The sequence below is a fragment of the Cytobacillus oceanisediminis genome (assembly GCF_022811925.1).
GTDB lineage: Bacteria > Bacillota > Bacilli > Bacillales > Cytobacillaceae > Cytobacillus > Cytobacillus oceanisediminis_D.
Genome location: NZ_CP065511.1, coordinates 5,305,264 through 5,327,227, shown reverse-complemented (window position 1 = coordinate 5,327,227; position 21,964 = coordinate 5,305,264). Strand labels below are relative to the sequence as shown.

At 44.5% G+C, this 21,964-nt stretch carries 18 protein-coding genes and 1 riboswitch; of the genes, 17 read left to right on the top strand and 1 reads right to left on the bottom strand.

The window, feature by feature from the left end:
* Positions 1-63 precede the first annotated feature (63 nt).
* On the top strand, positions 64-1,275 hold the full coding sequence (locus tag IRB79_RS26620) for an MFS transporter (RefSeq protein ID WP_243506136.1): 1,212 nt from the start codon (positions 64-66) through the stop codon (positions 1,273-1,275).
* A 435-nt stretch (positions 1,276-1,710) separates the two neighbouring features.
* On the opposite strand, the gene IRB79_RS26615 is transcribed toward IRB79_RS26620, so the two are convergent.
* Positions 1,711-3,261 carry an alpha/beta hydrolase gene (locus tag IRB79_RS26615; RefSeq protein WP_243506134.1) on the bottom strand — a complete coding sequence of 517 codons (1,551 nt, stop codon included), beginning with the start codon at positions 3,259-3,261 and terminating at the stop codon, positions 1,711-1,713.
* Positions 3,262-3,403: 142 nt separating this feature from the next.
* Positions 3,404-3,487, top strand: a riboswitch (cyclic di-GMP riboswitch).
* Positions 3,488-3,547: 60 nt separating this feature from the next.
* On the opposite strand from IRB79_RS26615, the gene IRB79_RS28105 reads away from it, so the two are divergent.
* The 16 genes from IRB79_RS28105 (at position 3,548) to IRB79_RS26530 (ending at position 21,960) form a co-directional block, all read left to right on the top strand.
* On the top strand, positions 3,548-4,477 hold the full coding sequence (locus IRB79_RS28105) for a methyl-accepting chemotaxis protein (RefSeq protein ID WP_279401042.1): 930 nt from the start codon (positions 3,548-3,550) through the stop codon (positions 4,475-4,477).
* Positions 4,478-4,735: 258 nt separating this feature from the next.
* The gene (locus IRB79_RS26600) at positions 4,736-5,041 is read left to right on the top strand and encodes a hypothetical protein (RefSeq protein ID WP_243506132.1); all 306 of its coding nucleotides are present in this window, start codon (positions 4,736-4,738) and stop codon (positions 5,039-5,041) included.
* Between the two features lie 213 nt (positions 5,042-5,254).
* Complete coding sequence (yhfZ, locus tag IRB79_RS26595) at positions 5,255-6,187, top strand: GntR family transcriptional regulator YhfZ (RefSeq protein ID WP_243506131.1); 933 nt, start codon at positions 5,255-5,257, stop codon at positions 6,185-6,187.
* 67 nt (positions 6,188-6,254) lie between these two features.
* Positions 6,255-6,629: a PRD domain-containing protein gene (locus IRB79_RS26590; protein ID WP_243506130.1), complete on the top strand. Its 375-nt coding sequence runs from the start codon at positions 6,255-6,257 to the stop codon at positions 6,627-6,629.
* Between the two features lies 1 nt (position 6,630).
* Positions 6,631-6,990, top strand: coding sequence for a DUF2620 domain-containing protein (locus IRB79_RS26585; protein WP_221879746.1), 360 nt, complete (start codon positions 6,631-6,633; stop codon positions 6,988-6,990).
* A 27-nt stretch (positions 6,991-7,017) separates the two neighbouring features.
* Positions 7,018-8,310, top strand: a complete 1,293-nt coding sequence (locus IRB79_RS26580; protein WP_243506129.1) for a YhfT family protein — start codon at positions 7,018-7,020, stop codon at positions 8,308-8,310.
* Between the two features lie 33 nt (positions 8,311-8,343).
* Positions 8,344-9,261: a phosphotriesterase family protein gene (locus IRB79_RS26575; protein WP_243506128.1), complete on the top strand. Its 918-nt coding sequence runs from the start codon at positions 8,344-8,346 to the stop codon at positions 9,259-9,261.
* Positions 9,261-10,403, top strand: coding sequence for an aminotransferase class V-fold PLP-dependent enzyme (locus IRB79_RS26570; RefSeq protein ID WP_243506127.1), 1,143 nt, complete (start codon positions 9,261-9,263; stop codon positions 10,401-10,403). The genes IRB79_RS26575 and IRB79_RS26570 overlap by 1 nt, the downstream gene beginning before the upstream one ends.
* A gap of 27 nt (positions 10,404-10,430) precedes the next feature.
* On the top strand, positions 10,431-11,591 hold the full coding sequence (locus IRB79_RS26565) for a YhfX family PLP-dependent enzyme (RefSeq protein WP_243506125.1): 1,161 nt from the start codon (positions 10,431-10,433) through the stop codon (positions 11,589-11,591).
* 2 nt (positions 11,592-11,593) lie between these two features.
* Complete coding sequence (locus tag IRB79_RS26560; RefSeq protein WP_243506124.1) at positions 11,594-12,787, top strand: phosphopentomutase; 1,194 nt, start codon at positions 11,594-11,596, stop codon at positions 12,785-12,787.
* Positions 12,788-12,910: 123 nt separating this feature from the next.
* On the top strand, positions 12,911-14,647 hold the full coding sequence (locus IRB79_RS26555; RefSeq protein WP_243506122.1) for a methyl-accepting chemotaxis protein: 1,737 nt from the start codon (positions 12,911-12,913) through the stop codon (positions 14,645-14,647).
* A gap of 233 nt (positions 14,648-14,880) precedes the next feature.
* Positions 14,881-15,498 carry a cell wall hydrolase gene (locus tag IRB79_RS26550; RefSeq protein WP_243506120.1) on the top strand — a complete coding sequence of 206 codons (618 nt, stop codon included), beginning with the start codon at positions 14,881-14,883 and terminating at the stop codon, positions 15,496-15,498.
* Positions 15,499-15,696: 198 nt separating this feature from the next.
* Positions 15,697-16,263: a LysM peptidoglycan-binding domain-containing protein gene (locus tag IRB79_RS26545; protein ID WP_243506119.1), complete on the top strand. Its 567-nt coding sequence runs from the start codon at positions 15,697-15,699 to the stop codon at positions 16,261-16,263.
* 228 nt (positions 16,264-16,491) lie between these two features.
* Positions 16,492-19,272 carry a DUF6359 domain-containing protein gene (locus IRB79_RS26540; RefSeq protein ID WP_243506118.1) on the top strand — a complete coding sequence of 927 codons (2,781 nt, stop codon included), beginning with the start codon at positions 16,492-16,494 and terminating at the stop codon, positions 19,270-19,272.
* A gap of 77 nt (positions 19,273-19,349) precedes the next feature.
* Positions 19,350-21,332 carry a bifunctional metallophosphatase/5'-nucleotidase gene (locus IRB79_RS26535; RefSeq protein WP_243506117.1) on the top strand — a complete coding sequence of 661 codons (1,983 nt, stop codon included), beginning with the start codon at positions 19,350-19,352 and terminating at the stop codon, positions 21,330-21,332.
* 136 nt (positions 21,333-21,468) lie between these two features.
* Complete coding sequence (locus IRB79_RS26530; RefSeq protein WP_243506116.1) at positions 21,469-21,960, top strand: hypothetical protein; 492 nt, start codon at positions 21,469-21,471, stop codon at positions 21,958-21,960.
* The last annotated feature ends 4 nt before the right edge of the window (positions 21,961-21,964 follow it).

The window sequence follows — 21,964 nt, the reverse complement described above, 5'->3', positions numbered from 1 at the left end:
TTTCGATTTTTACGAAATGAAATGGTATAATGGATTAATGCTTTAAAGGAACTGGGTGGGAGAATGACTGCTGTAAATGCTAGACAACAGGAATCAGATAAATATTCGCTGCATGATGCCGGCTTCAAAAAAATTATGATTGCGATGACGAGTGCATCCATTTTAGTATTCGCTAATTTATACTTTGTGCAGCCGATAATGCCGCTGCTGGTGAAATCATTTGACATCACATCTGCAACAGCGGGTTTATCACTGTCTGCTGCTGTAGTTTCTATGATTTTCGGGTTGTTATTCTTCGGATTTCTATCTGATCGAATCGGTCGGGTTTCAATAATGAATATCACGCTTGTTTGCACCATTATTCCGCTGGTGCTATTGCCCATTGCGCCTAATTTTGAAACGTTTCTGGTGCTGCGCTTCCTGCAGGGCATTTGTATAGCGGGCCTGCCTGCAGCTGCCATCGCGTATTTAGGGGAGGAACTGGATTCTAGAAGCGTCAGTCTCGGCATCACCATGTATATTGCAGCCAATGCCATTGGCGGAATGGCCGGCCGCATCTTCGTCGGGTACATTGCTGATATGGCCAGCTGGCAGACTTCTGTTTACTTCCTGCTTGGATTCTCCATTTTGTTATTCATCATTTATTTTATGACTCTGCCAAAATCTCATTATTTTAAGCCCAGTAAAATATCTGTTCAAGAAGACTTGTCAGGCATGGGCTCACATCTGAAAAATACGAAGCTTTTCCCTGCGTTCGCGATGGGGATCCTCCTCCAATTCTCGTTTACAGGAGTATGGACGTACCTGCCTTTTTATCTCGAACAGGATCCTTTTAATCTTTCTGTAAAAAATATTTCTTTTACCTACCTGGCATACAGCTTCGGTATAGTTGGCTCCATTCTGGGCGGAAGCCTATCTGCTCATTTTAGGCAAACCACACTGGTCTCGGTTGGAACCGTCATTTTAATAGGAGGGACCTTGCTTACCAATGTGCACTCTTTATCAGTAATTGTAATAGGCCTATGCCTGACCTGTCTGGGGTTTTTTGTGGCGCATTCACTGATGGCGGCCATTGTAAATGAGCGCGCTGCCCATCACAAAGCCGGTGCCTCGAGCATCTATCTTGTAAGCTATTACCTTGGAGTCGCAACCGGAGGGACGCTTGCCGGCCTGGTATGGCAGACCGGGGGCTGGACGGGGATCACGGTGGTTTCCTTTGGGCTGCTTCCGGTTGTGGTGTGGCTGATGGCGGGCAGCTGGAAGGTTCATCGCTGATATGTTAGGGTGCTTCGGACAGACTAAGCGGGAATTTATCAGTTGGAGTCCGAACCCGTGTCAGCTTCGGCCAGTGCGAGTAGGAATAATCCAGTTGGAATCCGAACTCTTGTCAGCTTCGGACAGGCCGAGCAGAAATTTCCTTATTGAAGTCCGAACACAAGGCAGATTTATCGAGAAGAACCGCGCATTTACTAAAAACTATTAATAGGAAGCCTTAAAGCCCCAATCAATAACGATTGGGGCATCTTTTTTCTATAAAAACCGCACTGAGATGCTATCATGTATCACTAAAATCAGTTTCTGTGCGGATAGACTCGATTTACTTGCGGATAAAATTTTTTCTGTGCTTATAGCCACAATTTACTTGCGGATAAAAAATTTTATGTGCGGATAGCCACTTTTAATACTGCAGACCAACACTCCTGCTGCGACCTAACGAGGATCCCGTTCCTGCCCTGTTTTCAGATCAATAACCTTAACCGGGTTCTCCGGAGCATTGACCGTTTTGCTCTCAGGAGCAGCATTTCCGTTTTCCACCCAGTCGATAAGCAAGTCGAATGACTGGTGAGCGTAAGGCAACAAAGGCTGGAGTTCCTTATCCGGATCGGTGGAGCTGTTCCAGACAAGGCTGTCAACATGGTTGCCGTTCTCGATGGTATACATTCGATGCAGATCCTGCTTCCCGGCTTTCTTGACGAGCTTTTGATATCCCTTTGCATGAATCTCCGGGAATATCAGCGAATCAAGGGAACCAGTGAAAGAGATGAGCGGCACATCTATATCTCCAGTATTGGCCACTTCCTTAATATTTTCTTTCACTTCCTTCGGCCGGGTCATATATTTATAATCTTCAAAGATAGAATCATAGGATCGGTCTCTCACGCCATTCACAAAGTTCAGGTAATTCCTCCATTGCGTACGGCCTGGGGCTTCCGGATCGAAATGGTCCCGATAGATATTCAGCGAGATAAACCAGTATACCTGATCATGATAGGCCCACAGTTTTTCCGATCCTTTAGGCAATCCTGCTTTGTATAGCTCTTTCATGGCTTTCTGCTGTTTTTTGCCGCTTCCATATAAAGCTTCCTCCGCATGATTCACAACGGTGGTCAGGGAACTGATTAAATTAGGCTTTTTCTCCGTCCATAACACGCCTTCCCAATCGACTCCTCCATCGAAAAGGCGAGGTTCGCCAGTTTTCTCCGGATGGTCATTTTCAAGGGCATAGCGCACGACGTATCCGCCATTGGAAATTCCCATCGCATATGTAGGAATCTTATGCTCTGCCGATACTAAATCGCTCGCCGGGTCGGAAGAATCAGCCGGATCAATTAGCCCATCGGAATAATGGCTGACTAAGTACTGCTGTGCGGCTTTCGTAACCTGCCGGAACCGCTGGTGCCATTCTGCTACGCTATCATCCTCAGCGGCTAAGGCATTCTTTGCTTTTGCAAATGGATCAGCTGAATCAGCCTCACCCTGGGTGCCTTTATCAATCGCTGCAAAAGCATACCCTTTTTCCAGGACATAATCGCTGAAAAGCAGGTCGGTTGCCGTTTCATTTCTTGTAGCCGGGATTCCCGAAACAACAAGCCGGCCATTCCAGTGATCCGGAACCCTTATGACAAACTGGGCATCTTCAAAAATACCATTTACCTGAGTTCCCGTTACAGAAGAAGGCTTGTACATTTGATGCCATCCGGTTCCTTCCGCAGCATTTCCCCATAGATAAGGGGCAAGACCGATGTTGCCGTAAAGGGTTGCCTGCTGATATTGGCGGGGATTCCTGGTGGTCAGCCAGTTGTTGTCCACACCGTCAAAGTATTGTTCCGTTACTGTATGCGCACCAGGTATTATAGCCTGGTTTTCCGCAGCAGTTTGCTCCGCAAAACTTCTTTCCGGAAAAAGTGAAAAGCTTAAAGCAAATGCCAATGATAACGCAATCAGCTTGTTTTTCAGATAAATCCATCCCTTCTTCATCATCTCTTACAGTTCTATTCTACTTTTACTAATTATGGGAATCATGGGTCTTAGTAATTAATTATTTGAATTTTCAGCATAAAAGAAAGCAGAGCATTGAAAATTGTGATGCCAGACCGATGCTAGTACTATAGTCTTATAGACGGAACAAGTTGGAAGCAATGAGAATTCAAGGGGAATTGGGCGCTTTAATGAATTCGAGCTAGTAGCGCAACCGGCCAGCACTTACAGGGGACCAGTCCTTTTGTAAGGATATGTTCTAACAAACTTTTTTGAAAAGAGGAAGAGCATGCTTACAACTTATCAGCCTAATCATTATAAGAGCACACAAGTTCTTGAAAAAGAAGCTGTTTTAGCCGCAATTGAAAATTCGCTTGCCATGATTGAATTTGATGGGAACGGGAAAGTGCTGTGGGCAAATGAGAATTTTGCCCGTACTGTCAAATATCGGGCAGAAGAAATGCCAAATATGATGCATAAGCAACTTTGCACCCCTGAATTTGCTGCCAGCAGGGAATATCAGGAGCTTTGGAGAAATCTGCGCAATGGCAAAAGCTTTCAGGAAAAAATTCAGCGTGTGACCAAACAAGGAGATCTTATCTGGCTCGAAGCAACATACACACCGGTATTTGGGGATGATGGCAAGGTAGAAGGTGTTGTAAAGGTTGCTACGGATATTACAGAACGGGAAACGAATACAGCACAGGTGGCAGTCCAGCTTCAGGCAATGTCAGAAGCCCTTAGTGAAAAAGCAAAGGCTGGAATTGAAAGAAGCGAAGAGGCCGCTCAGGCAATAGGCAAGCTCGTTCGTGAGTCCAAAGGGAATCTGGAAATCCTCCATTCTCTCAAATCACAGGCACAATCCATCGGCAGCATCGTAAAAACAATCCGTGAAATAGCGGCACAAACCAACCTGCTGGCATTAAATGCAGCTATTGAAGCTGCGCGTGCCGGCGAACATGGCAGAGGCTTCAGCGTCGTTGCCGGAGAAGTGCGAAAGCTTGCAAACCGGGTACAGGACTCCATACAGGAAGTCAATGCCCACATCGAAGGAATATCAGATGAAATCAACAAAATTAGTGACGCAACTCTGCAATCACAGTCAGGCATAACTGAAAACCAGGTTCTTAATGAGCAGGCTGTATCTGCATTTAAAGATATTGGGGAAGCTGCAAGAAAGCTGGATGATCAGGCAAAGGGTTTTAAGAGCATTTTATAGGAAAATGGATTAAACGGGGGCTGCTTTTATAGCAGCTCTTTTTTTCTGCAGATAGGAAGAATGGATGAGGCTGGCGAAATTACATAGAGAAAGAGTCCGAACTTGATGCCCCTTCGGACAGAAGAAGCAGAAATCCGAGAGAGTGAGTCCGAACTTGATGCCCCTTCGGACAGAAGAAGCAGAAATCCGAGAGAGTGAGTCCGAACTTGATGCCCCTTCGGACAGAGGAAGCAGAAATCCGAGAGAAAGAGTCCGAACATGATGCCCCTTCGGACAGAAGAAGCAGAAATCCGAGAGAGTGAGTCCGAACTTGATGCCCCTTCGGACAGGAGAAGCAGAAATCCGAGAGAAAGAGTCCGAACTTGTAGCTCCTTCGGACAGAAGAAGCAGGAATCCGAGAGAGTGAGTCCGAACTTGATGCCCCTTCGGACAGGAGAAGCAGAAATCCGAGAGAGTGAGTCCGAACTTGATGCCCCTTCGGACAGGAGAAGCAGAAATACGAGAAGAAAGAGTCCGAACTTGATGCCCCTTCAGACAGGAGAAGCAGAAATCCGAGCAATGTAAACCGAACTTTGCTCAGGAAACTAATTTTCAATTAGATGGGGAGCTCGCTTGTAAATGAGTCTCTTGATTTCCACCGCGGACACATGGAAGAATAAAGGAAAGCAATATTAATTGCGAAAAAGTTTGAAAACTCTTGAATTAATAAACCATTACAGCTACACTAATAATATACAGTTTTTCGTATATTGATCAAAGGTAAAGAGGTATTACAATATGAGCCGTATTTGGGAAAGTTTATATTCAAAGAATGGGCTGGCTGCCAAGTTTATTGCAAAGGAGCTCATTCAGTTTTCAGAGGGAGAGAGAATCCCCCGGGTAAGTGATTTTACGGAAAAGCTATCATTGGGCCGCGGGACTGTGCAGGGGGCATTAAGAGTGCTGGAAGATTTGCATGCCATATCTCTTGAATCCAGGGGGCATCTTGGGACCTTTCTGAAAAAAAGGGACATCAACCTGCTGTATGAGATTGCCGGCATCGGACCGGTGATGGGCGTAATGCCGCTGCCTTATTCCCGAAAGTATGAGGGATTGGCGACTGGTATTGTCGAAGGGTTTGAGGAAATCAATAAAAAGTCTGGCCTTGCTTATATGAGAGGGGCGAGAAGGAGGATCGAATCATTAAAAACCCGGCGCTACGATTTTGCGATCATGTCCCAACTGGCGGCAGAAGAGGCAGTACAGGAGTTTGAGGGCCTGGAAATTCTCCATACACTTGGTCCGGAGACCTATGTAACGTCCCATAAAGTCTTTTTTTCAGATAGCAAAAACAATGGGATTACAGATGGCATGAAAATCGGAATTGACTATTCATCTGCCGACCAGGCAAATATTACCCTCCTTGAATGTGAAAAGCACAAGGTTGAACTGATAAAGGTGGACTATATGCAGCTTTTCAATATGCTGAAAAACGGCAGTATTGATGCAGCGGTCTGGAATGCAGATGAAGCAAGGGCACTAAAAACGTTTGCCTCCTCTGATTTTAAATCAAAAAAGGCAAAGGAACTGGCCATAAAAGCAACCAGAGCAGCCATCGTCATAGAAAGTGAAAGAGCAAATATAAGGGAACAAATCCAGCTCCTCCAGTTTAATAAAGTGGAAGAGACCCAAAGGCTAGTGGAGGAAGGAAAAAAGTATCCTCACTATTAAGAAACTGAAGTTCTAGTTTCTTAGCAGCATTAATATACTAAATACTGTATTCTGGAGGGATTATATTATGGATTTAAATCAATTGAAAGAAAGAATGGACATCCTTTTAGCTTCATCTGTTGTCAGTACCAAAGCAGCTGATATAAGCACGTTAGCATTCATGCATTTACAGTCACACATGAAAAAAAATGCCATAGCTGGAGCTGAAATGCTTTTCACCCATTTGCCGACAGCTCTGACGAGAATTGAAAAGGGTGAACAGGTTGAGGCTCCCCATCCTGCCCTGCTGGATGAAGTCAAACAGTCACCGGAAGCATCCATAGCAATGAAGGAAATCGATTATGTACAGCAGCAATGGAAGAATCAGCTCCCCCAAGAGGAAATCGATTTTCTGCTCATACATTACACAAATGTACTGCAAATCAACAAAGGAGGAAATTAAGATGAAAATTGTAGTTGGCGGACAGGTGGATAAAAAAGAGATTGAGAGCTTAATAAAAGAGATTGACAGCAGCATCACGACGATGGTCAAGTCAGATCTGGAAGCAGCGATGGCCGTTAAGACAGGACAGGCAGATTATTATGTCGGTGCATGCCACACAGGAGGCGGCGGAGCTTTGGCCATGGCTATTGCCCTTCTCGGAAAGCCAAATTGCGAGACGGTTTCCATGCCGGGGAAAAAGCCTGTTGAGGAGAAAATTGTAACCGCTGTCAGCGAAGGAAAAAAAGCTTTTGGATTTACAGCTGACCACAAGGAGACTGCAGTGCCTATGATTATCAAAGCTTTAAAGAATAAAAGCTAATCCATTTTAATTGAGGGGGAAATAGAAATGGAAATGACATTAATTATCCTGATTGGTGCTGTTGCTGCTGTCTTGGCCAATATGAATATTGCCGTTTTCAATGATGGCCTTCGTCCAATTGTCTCTGAACATGTGGAGGGCCGGATGACGAGACGGGACCTTGCCTTCACTGCCTTTGCTATGAGTTTCGGCCTTGTAATCGGATTTGGAATACCTTTTACACTCTCGGCCAGTATCATCCTCGTTCACAGTATCCTGCTGGGAACAGATATTATCGGTTTGCTGACTCCGAAAAATAAATGGGGAACACCGCTTGCGGCGGTGATTGGCGGTGCTTATGGAGCAGGGCTGTTAATCGGACTCGAAGGCTTTGTGAAGCTGTTCGATTATCTGCCGCTTAATTTCCTTGAAGCTATGGGAGCGGTTGGAACACCGGTCGTCGTTACATTTATGGCATTCCCGGCGCTTGCGGTTGCCATGCAGTTCAGCGTTAAAAAAGGGGTCATAACATTTATCGTTTCCGCATTAATCCGTCAGCTTGCTGTCTGGCTGAATGAAAGCGGAATCCTGACGATTTCAGGGACGACAGTAACACTGAACCAGGAAGGAATGGCTCTTATTACAGGGATGATCTTCCTTCTTGTATTTGCCATGAAGGAAAAAGCAGAAGAAGGCTCTTCCATCGACCTTGCTGCTGTATTCAGTGATAAAGTGGCTAAAATCAGAAAAAATGTTGTGTTCTTTATGATTATTGGCGGTCTCATTGCTGCTGCTACAAATCTATGGATCATGGCAGGAGATCCGATCTCTCTAAATCTATTAGCGGAAGGAAAAGCAACAGATGCCGGAATTGCTGCGGCTGCCCGTGCGCTCGGCTTTATTCCGCTTGTCGCCAGTACAGCGATCGCTACCGGCGTATACAGCCCGGTCGGATTCACGCTCATTTTCGTCGTCGGGTTTTTCTCCCCGAATGTTTGGGTGGCCTTAATTGGCGGTGTCATCATTATTTTCATTGAAGTTATGCTATTAAGCTCGATTGCTAGATTCCTGGATAAATATCCTGGTGTCCGTAATTCCGGTGAAAACATCCGCAGTGCAATGACAAAGCTTCTGGAAGTGGCGCTTTTGATCGGTGGAGCTAACGCTGCCAATGCGATTGCACCAGGGTTTGGATTCTTCTTCATCGCCGGATTCTATTTGCTGAATGAAGCGGCAGGACGCCCGATTGTCCGCATTGCGGTCGGCCCTGTGGGTGCCATTGCAGTCGGAATCATTGCCAATATCCTGGTTGCACTTGGAATCATGAACATTCCTCAATAAAGAAACCAAATAAAGAGAACGGAGTGGACAGCCATGATACAAACCGTACTTGGAAAAATTGCTCCGGAAGAATTGGGGATTTGCTCGGCTCACGAGCATCTCTCCATTGATCTTTCGCGAGTGAAAAAAGATCCGGATACCATTCTGGATGATGAAAAGGGCATGCGTGAGGAGCTGGAGGATTTTTATCACCTTGGCGGCCGAGCAATGGTGGAAGTGACGAATGACGGCATGGGCCGGGATGCTCATGTGTTAAAAAGGCTGAGCGAGGCAACAGGGGTTCACCTTATTACGTGTACAGGCTTCTATAAAGATCCTTATATTCCTAATTTTGCAGACGGATGGAAAGCGGAGCAGTTTGCACAGCATTTTATCAAAGAAGCAAAAGAAGGGATTGCTGATACGGGCATTCTGCCGGGTGTCATCGGGGAAGTGGGCACAAGCAAAAATGAAATGAAGCCGATTGAACGTGAGCTCTTAATTGGTGCTGCCATGGCCGGTGCCGAAACCGGCCTTCCGGTGACCACTCATACAACACTCGGAACACTCGGGCTTGAACAGGTGCAGCTGCTGACGAAGCATGGCCTTCCGGCTGATCAGATCATCATTGGCCATCAGGACCTCAACCCGAATAAAGACGAAGTTCTCTCTGTTTTGGAAACAGGAGCCTATATCGCATTTGATACAATCGGAAAAAATAATTACCGTCCCGATGAAGAGAGAGCCGCTTTCCTCCTGGATTTCATAAACCGCGGGCTTGAAAAGCAAATTCTTCTTTCAGCAGACTTAACCCGCAAGTCGCATTGGAAGAAGCATGGAGGCCCGGGCTACGGTCTTGTGCTTGAGACGTTTATTCCAAAATTGAAGAAGTCCGGAGTTCCGGAAAGCATTCTGCATCAATTCCTGACCGTTAATCCATCCAGAGCTTTTTCAATAAGGGAGCGATCATAGTGTCCACATACAATCGAGCTGAATTAAAATACGCAAATTCAGTTTTGCCAAGCTTATCGATACAGGAAGCACAGGAAAAACAATTCAAATTGGTAGACAGAATGAGCCGCCATTTCAAGGGAAAGCAATTTCTGTCGATGGGGGATCTTGGTGTCTCTCCAAAATACAAGCGGCCGGAACAGACGTATCTTGTGGAAAGAGTTCTGGCGGATTTCTTTGAAACCGAGGACTGTGCCCTTGTCAGGGGAGCCGGAACAGGCGCAATCCGCAATATTCTAAGCATGCTTCTGTCTCCTGGAGATGAAATGTTCATTCACACGGCACCTGTTTACACGACGACAAAAGAAACGTTAAGAATATTGGGCATTAAAACAGTCCAGGCAGATTACAACCATCTTGAGGAAGTCAGAACGGCCATCAGAACTAATCAAAATCCTAAAGTTTTCTATATTCAGCATGCCCGCCAGCAGCCGACAGATCATTATCAATTGGCGGAAGTCATCAAAGCCGTGAAGGAAGAACGCCCGGATCTTCCAATTGTCGTGGATGACAATTACTGCGCATTGAAGACAAAGGGAATTGGCGTGGAATTAGGAGCGGATTACTCAACCTTTTCCGGGTTCAAGCTTCTCGGGCCGGAAGGAATTGCGGTAATTGCCGGCAAAAAAGACGCCATCGAACGGGTGCATCACTATAACTACTCGGGCGGCGGCCAGGTTCAGGGCTACGAAGCAATGGAGCTTTTAAGAATGATGACCTTCGCACCTGTATCGCTGGCTATTCAAAACGAGCAGGTGGAAGAGCTCTGCCGCCGTCTGAATGAAGGGGCTGTGAACGGAATTCGCGCCGCCTACATGACGAATGCCCAATCCAAAAACGTCATTGTAGAGCTGGAAGATCCGATTGCCCAAAGTGTGATCAGCATCAGTGATGAGCATGGGGCGGCCACTCATCCGGTTGGGGCGGAATCAAAATATGAAATCATTCCGATGATTTACCGCGTTTCCGGCAGCTTTTTGGAAGCACAGCCCGAGCTGAAGGAATATGGACTGCGCATTAATCCGATGAAATCAGGAGCCAGCACGATCATCGGTATTTTGGAAAAAGTGATACCTCTTGCAAAAGAAGTGCAGCATCGTTAATACCCGTAAATAAAGGGGGGAACTCCAATGTTTTTAGATGTAACAAAGCGCAGAAATCCTAAGCTGATTCAATCAGGTGTCACCTTGCATCAAAGCGGGCAAATACCCCCGAATACGTACGTGATTGACCTCGATATACTCGGAGAAAATGTAGCAGCTCTGGCAGAAACGGCGAAAAATCATGACTTTACGCTTTATTTCATGAGCAAGCAGCTTGGAAGGCTTCCGTTTATAGGCCAGTTTATTGCAGAGCACGGCATCGAAAAGGCGGTTGCTGTTGAATTCGACGAAGCCAAAACATTGGCAGAAGGCGGCGTTGAAATAGGAAATGTCGGCCATCTGGTGCAACCGGGGAAAAATCAGTGGCCGGAAGTGCTGTCATGGAATCCTGAGGTCATTACCCTATTTTCCCTTGCGCGTGCCAGACAGCTTTCTGATGCGGCTGTTCAATCAGGAAAGGTGCAGGATGTACTTCTCAGGGTGTATGCAGAAGGCGATATGATTTATCCCGGACAGCAGGGCGGCTTTCGATTGGAAAAGCTGGATGAAGAGCTTCTCGAACTGGCCAGGCTTCCTGGGATTGCGATAGCAGGCGTTACGACCTTCCCGAACTTTCAGCTATCAAAGGACAGGAGAAGCATGGAGCCGACTCCTAATTTAAAAACCCTCCTAAAAGCAAAACAGGCTCTGGAGAAAAAGGGCATTACAGTAAAACAGGTAAACGGTCCAAGTGCGACCAGCTGTGAAACCATACCGTTCCTGGCAGAACAGGGTGTAACACATGGAGAACCGGGACATGCCCTTACCGGAACGACCCCGCTGCATGCTTACCGGGATCTCCCCGAGAAACCTGCCATTGTATATGTAACGGAAGTGTCCCACCAGGATCAGGAGCATTATTATGTCATCGGCGGGGGCTACTACGGTCGCTCCCATTTAACCGGGTGCCTGGTCGGTAACAATGAAAAAGACATATTGAAGCAGTATGTAAAAGCAATCGAGCCGGCTTCTGAAGCAATTGACTACTATGGTTCGATTGAGAAACCGGACGGCTTTCCGGTTTCTGAAGGAGATACAGCTGTTTTCTCTTTCCGCACCCAGGTGTTCGTCACAAGGGCCCATATTGCCCTGGTAAAAGGAATTCAAAGCGGAAAGCCGGAACTGGTTCACTTTGAGAGGAAGTGGTAAGGATGGCAAAAGCAATTCTGCTGGTAATTGACAGCTTTGGCATAGGGGAAATGGAGGATTGCGGAGAGTTCAGCCCTTCTGACTGCAGGGCCAATACCTATAAACATATCCGGGAATCGGTTGGTTTTTTAAAAATCCCAACTCTATACAGGCTTGGGCTAGGTGCGCTTGTCGATGGCAAGGCAGCCCCTGCCAATGCTTACGGCTGCTCGGCACTGGCCCATCACGGGGCAGATACGTACCTCGGACATCAGGAAATTGCCGGAAGCTGCCCGAAGCGCTCGAATAAAAGGCTGATGAAAGATATTCATCCAGATCTGGCCAAGGCATTAACTGAAGCAGGCTACCAGGTTGAATACCCATGGGAAGACCGGCCGGTGCTATTAGTAAATGGTGCCTGCGTCATAGGGGATAATCTTGAATCTTCATTAGGAAACATCATCAATTTAACTGCTGATTTTAATAAAATGCCTTTCCAGGAGTTAAAGGAAGTCGGAAAGATTGTCCGCCAGAATGTAGACACCAGCCGGGTCATTGCTTTTGGAGGACCCTATACAACCATTGAACATATCCTGTCAGTTGTACATGAAAAAAATCCCGGCCAGTGGGGAGTAGATGCCCCGAAGGCCAAGGTGTACGGCAAAGGCTATGAAGTCTATCACATGGGCTACGGTGTAAACATAGACGGACAATTTCCGATGATAGCCGCCAGACGTGGCCTCAAAGTACATCGGATTGGCAAAACGGCAGATGTTTTGCATGGTGAAGGACCTGCAGATCCCATTGTGGATACCGAAAAAGTTTTAAAAGTTTTAGAGAAGTCTTATTTGGAAGAAGAAGAGGATGCGGCGTTTCTGGTTAATGTACAGGAGACAGACCTGGCAGGACATGCTGAGGATGCCGAATGGTATGCCAGACTGCTGAATACAACCGACCAGTGGCTCGCAGAATTCCTGCCCAAGATGGAAGAGGAGGACCTGATAATTATCATGGCCGACCATGGCAACGACCCGACCATCGGCCATTCCAACCATACGAGGGAATACGTCCCGATCCTCGCTGCCGGTAAGCGGGTAAAACCGGTTAACATCGGAAAACGCAATTCGATGGCTGACGTTGGAGCGACAATTAGCGAGTTTTTTGGACTGCCTGCGACTGAGGAAGGCGAGAGTTTTTTGGAAATGATTATAGATTGAGAGAGATGCTGGAGCCAAAATGGTTTCAGTATTTTTTGTGTATTTCCTGATTTTTCTAGTGCTATTTAACTGGGTTAAAAGTTATAATCCATATATGAAATATTTACTAACGGAGTGAAATATATGAAAAAGCTCAGCGCTAGAATTGCATTGGTCATGGCTCTTGGAATGGCAATTGTTTTACTCGGCAATATTGCTATGCTCTACTTAAGTACCAAAAATTCAGTAGAGTCCTCTATTGAAAATTTTAGTTTAAGCATTGCAGACAATATAGCTTCAAAAATGGAAACAGAGAAGTATGAGGATTTTTTGAAGAATCCCGATCAGTCTGAGGCTTATTGGGACCTTCGGGAACAGCTGAATGATTTTCGTGAGAAAACAGGTGCGTTTTACGTTTATACTTTAATGGCTGATTCCGAGAAGAAAGAACTCTATATAATGGTTGATGGCCTGCCGAATGACTCGGATATTGCTGCAGACATTAAAACACCGACAACAGCTGCAACATATGAAGATATTGCTCCTGTTCTGGATGGAAAAGCATCAAGCTCACCGATCGTTCATGATCCGGAATATGGAGACTATCTTTCAGCGTTCGTACCAATTAAGGCCGATGGAAAAATAATTGGGATATTGGGTGTCGACATCAATGCAGAGAATGTTAATAGTATTGCAGATCAAGTACTGCAAAAAGAGCTCCCTATGAACCTGGTGATAAATGTACTGTTAATCCTTGCAGTTGTTGCCATCCTGGCCTGGTTCGTCAAAAAAAGACTGCACCCGCTGCAGAATATCAGTTCAGCAGCTCAATTGATGGCTGGTGGAGACCTTCGGGGAGCAGAAGAGAAGGCTAATTCCATTAAGGTAAAAGGGAATGACGAAATTGGTTTTGTTACAGAGTCATTCAAAAAAATGACGCATCATACAAAAGTGATGGTTGAAGATATAAAAGCATCTTCCGAAGCACTCCTGGTCTCTTCGGGTAAAATAGAAAATAAAATGGAAGAAATCAGCCAGGCCAGCAGCCTGATTGTCAGAGGGATTCAGGAAGTGGCAGGGGCTACTGATACACAGCTGATCAGAAGTGAGGAGTCTGCAAAAGCAATAGAAGAAATGGCCATAGGCATACAGCGTATTGCGGAAGCTTCGACAGATGTGAGCGAACAATCCAATACAGTTACACAGCAGGTAAAAGAAGGATTTGATGAAATCCAATCCATCATCCGGCAAATCAATGAGATTAAAGAGACTGTAAATGATTCATCCCTATTTATAGAAGAGCTGGGTACGCAGGCTATTGAAATTGAAGATATTGTGAACTTGATTTCAGGCATAGCGGAGCAAACCAATCTGCTTGCATTAAATGCAGCCATTGAAGCAGCAAGGGCAGGCGAACATGGCAAAGGCTTCGCGGTTGTATCCCAGGAGGTTAAAAAGCTGGCAGAAGGTTCAAAAGCATCTGCTGCACAAATTGCCGAAAAGCTAAATCACTTCAGATTATCCATTGAACAGGCAGTCGGAAATATGCATGCGGGCTCTGGTAAAGTTGAAGAAGGTACAGCCCTGGTCAATAGTGCCGGTGAGAAATTCAATCAGATATTGCATGCTGTTGAAGGAGTTACTGGTGAAATACAGGAGGTTTCTGCCGTAACTGAAGAGCTCTCTGCCGGGTCAGAAGAGATTTCTGCATCTATTGATGAATTTGCGGGTCTATCTAAAGACACAGCACAAATTTCCCGCCAGGTTGCAGCCTCAACAGACCAGCAGGAGGATGCGGTAGAAAAGATATCAGAGCTGACCGTTCAGCTGAGTATGCTTTCTAAACAGCTGGAACAGTCGGTCGAAAAGTTTAAAATATAAAATGGGAGCCGTTCTCTATAGAGAGCGGCCTATTTGTTTACCAAAAGTGAATTCCTATTGAAAAAAATTCTGCAGTAACCTCGACCTGTCCCTTTGTCCCGGTCCGGAAAATAAACCATTTGACCGAGTTTTCTGCTTGGTCTTATAGGGAAACAAGCAAAGGTGAACTTATTACCTTTTCAAAAGGAGGACAGTCTGCTCTAAGAAAACAAAAATACATAAGGAGTGTTCAAATGAATTACATAAAGTGGATTGCGGCCGCTGCCGCAATGGTATTTGTTCTTAGCTTCAGCCAGCCCGAGGCAGAAGCAGCTGTTCTAAAGAATGGATCTGCAGGTCCGGAAGTTACATATATTCAATCAGCATTACAAAAGCTTGGTTATTTTAATACAGACAATACAGGGTATTATGGAACGGTAACAGAGAATGCAGTAAGAAACTTTCAATATGACTTTGGTTTAGAGGCTGATGGCATTGTTGGAGTTAACACGGCAGAAATGCTTAGGAATGTGGACATGCTGGCCCATGTCGTTTATGGAGAAGCCCGCGGGGAAAGCTATGAAGGCCAAGTGGCAGTTGCAGCTGTCGTTCTTAATCGTATGGAGTCCAATGAATTCCCGGATACTCTCTCCAATGTGATTTTCCAAAAGAATGCCATTACAGCTGTGAATGACGGGCAGTACTGGCTGCAGCCTGATGCTGAAGCTTATCAGGCAGTAAGAGATGCTTTTGATGGATGGGACCCTACCGGCGGTGCAGTCTATTATTACAATCCTTATACAGCTACAGATCAATGGATATTTACTAGAACAGTCATTAAACAAATCGGCAGTCACAACTTTGCCTACTAAAATGGGGCACCTTTCCTGCACAAGCGGGAAAAGGTGCCTTATTTAGTTCTGCTGGAAAGTTAGAATGAAAATCTGGTAATTTATATTACAAATATATTAAAAGCGCATTTATTTGTAACAAAAAAAGAGTTTTACTGAAATCTCTCTGTTATCTTCCGGTGTTAATATGTTCCTATCAAGGGACATAAAGGAGATATCATGAAGAAATTAGTAATCTATCTAATCACAGCTGTTTTTCTATCGTTTGGATTTTCCAATGTCACTTCAGCCGCAGGAAATACGTATACAGTAAAAAAAGGGGACACGCTTTGGGCGATCTCTAAAAAACATAATGTTACCGTTAACCAAATCAAATCCTGGAATAAATTAAAATCAGATACAATTAAACCTAAGCAAGTGCTAAAAGTAACTGGAGCTTCAGCAAAAGCTGCGGCACCTAAAAAGACAGCTGTAAAGGCTGCATCAACGAAAGCATATAAAGAAATTAAAGTGAAAGCGACTGCCTACACTGCCAGCTGCAAAGGGTGCAGCGGCATTACTTATACAGGAATCAACCTGAAAAAGAACCCGAATGCCAAGGTTATTTCGGTGGATCCGAAGGTTATTCCACTAGGATCAAAGGTATATGTGCCTGGATATGGAGAGGCAATTGCAGGGGACAAAGGCTCTGCAGTAAGAGGCAATAAAATTGACGTCTTCATTCCAAACAAACAGAAAGCCCTGCAATGGGGCAGCAAAACGGTAACAATTAAAGTTTATAAATAATAGAAATGAAGAGAATCTTCCTGGCGGGGATTCTCTTTTTGTTTGGAAAAAAATAACTCCGGTGCGTATTCTGGGTTTTTAAGCCTATTTGTGTTCGGGAGTATTTTCTCATTTTTACTTATTTACTCAATTTTTACAAATATCAGATTGTATGCCAAAAAGAAGAGTGATTTACTAGAATGGTAGTGTCATGTAAACGTTTAAAATAAGGAAATAGGAGTGGATTACATGATTGGAAAGCAGCGGAAAAAGTTGCTTAGCTTTATTAGTGTTTTTGCTTTGATTCTTAGTCTTTTTAGTCCTTTTGCCACGGCAAGTGCAGAAGAAGTGAAGTCTGTGGCAGAAGCTATTGAGGATAATAACGGAGTTGCCACAGTCGAGGGTTATATTGTTGGAGTTACGAAAAGTACTTCAAGCTATAGCCATAGCGGTCCGTTTACAATAGCAACCAATATTGCCATTGCAGACTCACCCGATGAAACAGATCCCGGTAAAATACTGCCGGTTCAGCTTCCGAGCGGGTATGTGAGATCAGGATTAAACCTGGTGGACAACCCTGATAACCTTGGAAAGAAAGTTCAAATTACCGGTTCACTGGAAGCCTACTTTACAGTTCCAGGATTAAAGAACTCATCAGCTTATTCATGGGTGGTAGAAACAGACCCAACACAAGTTTCAGCAGTAACAGCTTCCCCTGAATCAGGTCCAGTTAAGCAGGGAACAGGTGTTGTTTTATCGACAGAAACGGAAGGAGCAGTAATTCATTACACGGTGGATGGATCAGAGCCGACTTCTCAAAGTGATACATATACTGATCCGATTGTCATTAATGAAAGAACAACCATTAAAGCCTTTGCTGTCAAAGAAGGTTTAACAGACAGCAGAGTAGCTGAATTTACTTATACGCCTGCATTAGGCGGACTTCGCATTCATGATATTCAAGGTGCAGGACATTATTCCGAATATGCCAACCAATATGCTGCGGATGTGGAAGGCATCGTCACAAAAGTGGCAGATGCAAACAATTTCTATATGCAGGATCTGCAGCCTGACCAAGACCCTAATACTTCTGAAGGAATTCTCGTTTATAAGAAAAATCACGGTGCACAAGCGGGCGATGTGGTAGCAGTAACAGGGCAAATTAAAGAATGGGTGCTTGACGGCTATGCTGAAAAACTGGAGACAGATTTGCCTGTAACTGAAATTAATGCTTCAGCAATCAATAAAATAGCGTCAGGCCAGGAGCTTCCTGCTCCAGTCATTCTGAGTAATGAGAACTTGCCAATTGAAGTGATCGATAATGACAGCTTTGGTGAGTTTGATCCAGAGCAGGATGGAATTGATTTCTATGAAAGCCTGGAAGGAATGCTTGTTCAAGTAGACAACCCTAAAGTAGTTGCGCCGCAAAAATACGGTGAACTTGTAGTCGTCCCGGGAGACGTGGATACAAATACAGCGGCAGGCGGACTCCGCATCTCAGAAAATGATTATAATCCTGAGAGAATCACATTGGATATTAATGATGAAGATTTTGTTGCCAAAATGGGAGACAGCTTTAAAGGCAGCATCCAGGGTGTTGTCAGCTACGGATTCAGCAACTATAAAGTTCTAAGTGACGCAGACTCATTGCCTGAATTTGTAGAAGGCCCTGCAGTAAGAGAGGAAACAAGTCTTGTTCCTGAAGAAGATCAATTAACCATCGCATCTTATAATGTTGAAAACTTCTCAATAAAAACGGATGCGGAAAAGGTTACTAGATTAGCAGAAGCTATTGTTGATAATATGAAGCAGCCGGATATCATTGGTCTGACAGAGGTTCAGGATAATGACGGACCAACAGATAGCGGCACAACAGAAGCGGATCTAAGTGCAGCATTATTGATTGAAAAAATAAAAGAACTGGGCGGTCCAGCTTACACATACACAGACATCGCCCCAGAAGATAAACAGGATGGCGGCCAGCCGGGAGGTAACATCCGTGTCGGCTTCCTTTATAACGCTGAAAGGGTAACATTATCGGAAGGCGAAAAAGGGTCAGCAACGGATGCAGTTGATTTTGAAAACGGCAAACTGACACTAAACCCAGGACGCATTGATCCGGCCAATGAAGCATTTGAAGATAGCCGCAAAGCATTGGCGGCCCAGTTCGAATTCCAGGGCGAAAGCGTTATTGTCGTAGCAAACCATTTTAACTCGAAAGGCGGAGATCTTCCGTTATTCGGCAAAGTGCAGCCACCCGTCTTAAACAGTGAAATTCAGCGCATGAAAATCGCTAACGTGGTTAACGGTTTCGTAAAGGATGTTAATGCGGAAGATCCAAAAGCCAATATCGTTCTGCTTGGCGACTTTAACGATTTTGAATTCTCCAATCCTATAAAGGCATTAAAGGGCGATGAATTAACCAACATGATTGAAAAAGTGCCGGCAGAAGAGCGCTATACGTACAACTACCAGGGAAATGCACAGGTGCTGGATCATATTTTAGTATCCAACAACCTTGCCAAGAAAACAGAAGTTGATATTCTTCATATTAACTCAGGTTTCATGGAAGAACACGGCCGTGCAAGTGACCATGACCCTGTCATGATTCAGACAAGCTTAAAGCCGGCAGTTAAACCGGAAGAGCCTAAATATGATCATGTTTTCAATCTAGTAAACTACCACGCGAAGAAATTCGTTGTTGGACCAAATAATGCCTTGGTTATAATGGATGGAACATCCAGCCTCTCGCAAGGTTTGTGGCTGAAGAAATCCGCCGCAGTTAAAGGCGAAGGCCTAAAAAATACAAAAGTGGTCATCAGCTCTGCCAACAAAGGAGCAATTGTCGAATTAACAGGATCAGATATAAAAGAAGTCATGATCGAAAGCAGCAAAGTTGTGGAAATCCGCGGTGCCGAAAATGTCCAGAAATGGACACTTGGGAAAAAAGCGGATCCGTCTCATATTATTTTCAAAGATTCGGATGGGGAAGAAATAGAGTCTCCATATGAGGAAGAGGAAGCAGCATAGCATTTGAAGCCGGAGTTTAATACTTCGGCTTTCAATCCTCATTTTAAAAAATTCGCATCTGAAAGGAGCAGCAATTCATGAAATTGCCTATTAAAGTATTATCAACAGTAGCCTTATCAGCAGCATTAACCATCTCTACAGCCGTTCCGGCAGGTTTGGTTTCAGCAAATGAATCATCAGCTGCAGATTTTACACTATCATTAATGCATACCAATGACTCACACGCCAATATGGACAGCGCCGCTAAAAAAGTGACGGCAGTAAAGGAAGTAAGAGAAGCTAATCCGGATGCCCTGCTTGTTGATGCAGGAGATGTTTTTTCCGGAACATTATATTTTAATAAATTCCTTGGACAAGCTGACCTGGAATTTATGAACCTGATGGGCTATGATATTATGACTTTCGGAAATCATGAGTTCGACTTGGGTTCAAGTGCAGAAGGGCACAAAGCGCTGGCTGACTTTGTAAAAGGTGCACAATTCCCATTCGTTAGTTCAAATGTAGATTTTTCTGAGGATGCCAACCTGCAGGGCTTGTTCAGTGATGTTATTTCAAGCGAACCTGCTAATGGAAAAATATATAATGGCATCATCAAAGAAGTTAACGGTGAAAAGGTAGGATTCTTTGGCTTGACTACAGCCGAAACGGCCAGTATTTCCAGTCCGGGTAATGTTACATTCGAAGACTATATCGAAGAAGCAGAAAAAGCAGTAAAAGCTTTTGAGGGTATGGGAATCAATAAAATAGTGGCTGTAACTCATATTGGTTATGATGATAATCCGAATGTGGATAATGATTTAACTTTGGCTGCTCAGGTAGATGGGATTGATGTGATTGTGGGAGGACACAGCCATACGCAATTAAATGAGCCAGTGGTTGTGGCAGCGGATGAAACAGGAGCAGCAAAGGACCCTACTGTCATTGTTCAAGCCGGCCAGTACAATAATTATCTTGGAACACTGGATGTACAATTTGATGAGGCAGGAACAGTAGTTGGGCAAGCTGGAGAGCTTGTTAAAATATCGGATAAAGCAGAGGATCCTGATGCTGCAGTGCTTCTTGAAAAATACTCCTCACAAATAGAGGAATTAAAGAACACGGAAATTGGTGCAGAAACTGTGACTGCACTCGAGAATCCTCGGACAAGCGGAGACAGCACAGGACCAAGTGTACGGAAAAATGAAACAGCGCTAGGCAACCTAATTACAGACGGCATGCTTGCAAAAGCCAAGCAGTATAACAGCAATGTCATCATGGCTCTCCAAAATGGAGGCGGCATTCGTGCAGGCATTGATGCAGGGCCAATCACTGTTGGAGAAGTGATTACCGTTCTTCCATTTGGCAACACATTAGCAACTATGGAGCTGACGGGAGCTGAACTGAAAGAGGCTTTTGAAATCAGTGTGGGTCAGTATCCAGCAGAAAACGGCGGCTTCCTGCATGTGTCCGGTGCAAAAGTAGAATTTGATTCCACAAAGCCTGCCGGTGAGCGGATAGTTTCGATCGCTTATAAAAATGATCAGGGCACATACACAGAAATCCAGGAAAATCAAACATACACAATCGCTACCAATGCTTTCACAGCCAAAGGCGGAGATGGATATACAGTCTTCGCAAAAGCTTATCAGGAGGGCAGAGTAACAGATCTTGGACTTTCTGACTGGGAAAACTTTGCCGAACATCTATCCAGCCTGGGCACAATCACACCAGCAGTGGAGGGCAGAATTGTAGATGTTGACAGCCTGCCGCCAGTAACAGAGCTGGATTTTGAAAAGAAATATAATCTTACTGATGATAAAAAGAAGAAGCTAGTAGTTAACAAGGTTTCTTTTATTAATGTAGAAGAATCCGCAGAAATCAAAAACGGCATCTGGCTCAAAAATTCTTCTGTATTGCAGGGCAAAGGACTTAAGAACGTGAGTGTCCGTGTAACACCAAAGAATGAGCCAATCATCGTAGATTTTAGCGGTGCAGAAGTGAAAGAAGTTATTGTTGAGAAAAGCGATTTAGTAGAGATTAGAGGGGCAGAAAACGTTAAAAAGATTAGTTATCGTTATTAGTAGAATCAGAATTGCAGATTGAACTGCACACCATGGCTGGTGTGCAGTTTTCTTTTGAGGATGATTCCGCCCTTTTGCTGTTCTTTTTGATATGATGGATTTAATCATAAATGGTAAAAAATTTGGAGGAGCAGGTATGGCTGGTATAAAATCAATAAACCTCGATGGGGAAGAAATCTATGTGTTTAACAGTGCCATCTATATTTTTGAATCGTCTGCAGGAAGTACCCTGGAAGTGGATCTGATTGTGAGCGAGGTTACTCTAAGAAAATATCAAGACAGGGAAAGTCTGATCACGGAAATTGAATTGGAAGATGGGCGAACACTAAGTTCATTTATGTTTCTAAAATCTGTGCCGGGCAAGCTGCCAAGGTTAAGCTTATTTTGCGAACTTGACCCGGAGGAGTCATACGAAGATGTTTTAAGAATAAGTGAGGACCATCTGGACTTTCCGGATATTGAGGCGGGCATTACATTAGAAGAAATTCGAAAAGTAGAAATGCCGAATGAAAAAATCACACTTAAACTAACCCTGCCCATTAACCAGGTGGAATGGCTGAAGGAGCAGAAAAATAAGGAATTGAATAAGCTTTTTAAAGAGCTGTTAGAGGAATATATGGAGAAATGATCGA